A 2883-nucleotide genomic window follows, 5' to 3' on the forward strand; every position below is an offset into this window, starting at 1 on the left:
AGCGCTGCGCCGTCAGGCCTGCGCGGTTCAGGTAGCCGCGCGCAAGACCGGCACCACCCAGATACAGCTCGCCGGCCATGCCGGCCGGCACCAGGTTCAGCTCGCTGTCGAGGACGACCGCCGTGCGGTCGCCGACCGGTGAGCCGATCGGCATGTAGGCAGCGTCGAAGCCCTCACCCGCGTGTGCCTTGGCGATGGTCGGCGTGATCACCGTTTCCGTCGGCCCGTAGCCGTTGATGACGCGCGGCGGGCGCAGGTTCGACATCACGCGATCGAAGGCGGTACGCGAAGTCGCCTCTCCGCCCACCGTGTAGGAACGCAGCGAGGGAACATGGCCCTCCTCGCCCATGCCCTCGGCCAGTTGCTGCAGATAACTCGGCGTGAAGCAGGCGATCGTGATGCCGTGGCGGCGCATTTCCTCGTGGCTGCGCTGCACCGACCACAGCTCTTCGCTGCGCGGCATCAGCACCGAGCCGAAGGCCAGCGGCGTCCAGATGCGTTCGTGCGCACCATCGAAATTGATGGAGGCGAACTGCAGCTCCCGATCCTGCGGCGTCATGCCATAGACCTTGCCCACGGCCAGGATGTGCATGCCTAGCGGTCCGTGCGCTACGGCGACGCCCTTGGGCTGCCCGGTCGAGCCGGAGGTGTAGATGACATAGGCCAGGTGCTCGCCGTTCAGCGCCACCTCGGGGTTGTCCGTGCGTCCCGTCCCCAGCATCCCTGCGTCCACCAACATCACGGGGAGTTCGCGCATCCTGGCCGGCAGGCGATCGCGCACACGGGCTTGCGAGAGCAGCAGGCAGATGCCGCTGTCCGCTGCCATGAACTCCAAGCGTTCGGCGGGATAGCCGGGGTCGAGCGGCACATAGGCGCCGCCCGCCTTGAGCACGCCGAGCAGCGCCACGATCATCTCGATGGAGCGCTCCACCGCCAGGCCCACGCGGCTCTCCGGGCGCACGCCCAGGGCGATCAGGCGATGAGCCAGCCGGTTGGCGCGGGCGTTGAGTTCGCCATAGCTGAGTTCGACGTCGCCCATGATCAGCGCGGTGGCGTCCGGCCGCGCGTGTGCCTGCTGTTCCACCAGGCGATGGACCAGCGCGACTTCTTCTCGAGAATCACGCTCTCCCGTTCCCCAGCGCTGCAGTTGCACGCGCTCTGCTTGGTCGAGCAACTCGACCTCGCGCAGCGTCTGCCCGGGCCGGCTCACCATCTGCTGCAACATTGCAAGGTAATGCGCCGCCAGCCGCTCGATGGTCCGCGGCTCGAACACAGCCTTGGCGTAGGTGACGACGAAGCTGAACCCGCCGCCGGACTCTTCCAGCGTGTCGAGCGCCAGTTCGAGCGGCGCGGCCTGCTCCTCGATTTCATACGGTTCCAGCGCGAGGCCGGGCAGTTGCGCGATCGCGTTCAGGTCCTGCTGTTGATGATTGAAGATCACCTGGAACAGCGGCGGCTGACTCAGGCTGCGCTGCGGCGCCAGGGCATCGACCAGCTGCTCGAAGGGCAGGTCCTGGTGGGCCTGCGCATCCAGGGCGGCCTGGCGCGCCTGCGCCAGCACCTGGGCCAGTGTCATGTGGCCGGCCACCGTGCTGCGCAGCACCTGCGTGTTGACGAACATGCCCACCACGCCGGCTACCTCGGGCCGGTCCCGGTTGGCGACCGGCACGCCGAGGCGGATGTCCGTCTGGCCGCTGTAGCGATGAAGCAGGCCCTGGAAAGCGGCCATCAGCAGCATGAACGGCGTGGCCTTGTGCGCCGTGGCGCTGCGTCGCAGTTCGCGGGCCAGCGCCGGCGGCAATGCGGCACGGTGGCGCGTCACCCGGTAGGGCCCTTGCGCGGGGCGCGGATGGTCGCCAGGCAATTGCAGCAAGGGCTGCTCGGTGCCGAGCTGCGCTTTCCAGTAGCCGAGCTGTCTGTCGCGTTCGCCGGCATCGAGCCAGTTGCGCTGCCATGCGGCGTAGTCGGCATAGCGCAGCGTCGGCTCGGCGAGCGCTGGCGCCTGTCCCGCCGCATGCGCCTGGTAGAGCCGGCCGAACTCGTCGATGAGGATCTGCATCGACCATCCGTCGGCCACGATGTGATGCATCACCAGCACGAGGATCTGCTCTTGCTCGTCCAGCCGGATCAGGCCGACGCGGAGCAACGGACCCGTACCCAGGTCGAAGGCCTCGCCGGCCATGCGGCTTGCTTCTTCCTGTGCCCGGGCTGCGCGGGCACCTGCAGGCAGGGGCCTCAGATCGACCTGCCGCAGGTCGGGCATCGCCTCGGCGCGAACGACCTGTTCGGCCACGCCATCGGCGTCGGCCCTGAAGTTGGTTCGCAGGGATTCGTGCCGGGCCACCAATGCGGCCAGGCTGGCTTCGAGCGCATGTTGGTCCAGATGGCCCTTCAGCGTCAGTGCGGCCGTGATGTGATGCGCCGCGCTGACGGGCTCCATCAGCCACACGAACCACTGGCGTGCCTGTGCATAGGACAGCGGCAATGCCGCTCCACTGGGCTGCGGCACGATGGGAAGCCGGCCGAAGTCGATGCCCTGCTGTCGCAACGCCGCGATGACTTCCTTCTGCTTGGCCGGCGGCAGCTCGGCAAAGCGTTGTGCGATCAATGTGCTGCGTGCGTTCACTTAGGCTCCCAGACTTTCCAACAATGCATCCATGCGATCCAGCTCCGAGCCGTCCTGCGCAGCCTGTGCACGGCCTTCGGCCGCCACCACTTGCGCGCAGGCCGCGAGGCTCGGGCATTCGAAATAGCGCTGCAGCGGCAGGTCGACGTCCAGACGCGCCTTTACCAGCTGCCGCAGCCTCAGTGCGGCCAGCGAATGGCCCCCCAGCTCGAAGAAGTTGTCGTGGCGCCCGACCTGGGGCAGGCCCAGCACCTGGG

Annotated in this window: 2 protein-coding genes; both read right to left on the bottom strand. The window is 68.1% G+C overall.

Annotated features, from left to right (window positions below):
- Positions 1-2626: condensation domain-containing protein (locus tag QRN67_RS31945; RefSeq protein WP_285415021.1), on the bottom strand; the 2626-nt coding region annotated here is incomplete at its 3' end.
- Positions 2627-2883, bottom strand: a 257-nt coding sequence (locus QRN67_RS31950; protein ID WP_285415022.1) for a phosphopantetheine-binding protein, incomplete at its 5' end; no start/stop codon positions are given. It abuts the gene before it with no gap.

Source organism: Variovorax sp. efr-133-TYG-130 (assembly GCF_030208835.1).
Classification (GTDB): Bacteria; Pseudomonadota; Gammaproteobacteria; order Burkholderiales; family Burkholderiaceae_C; genus Variovorax.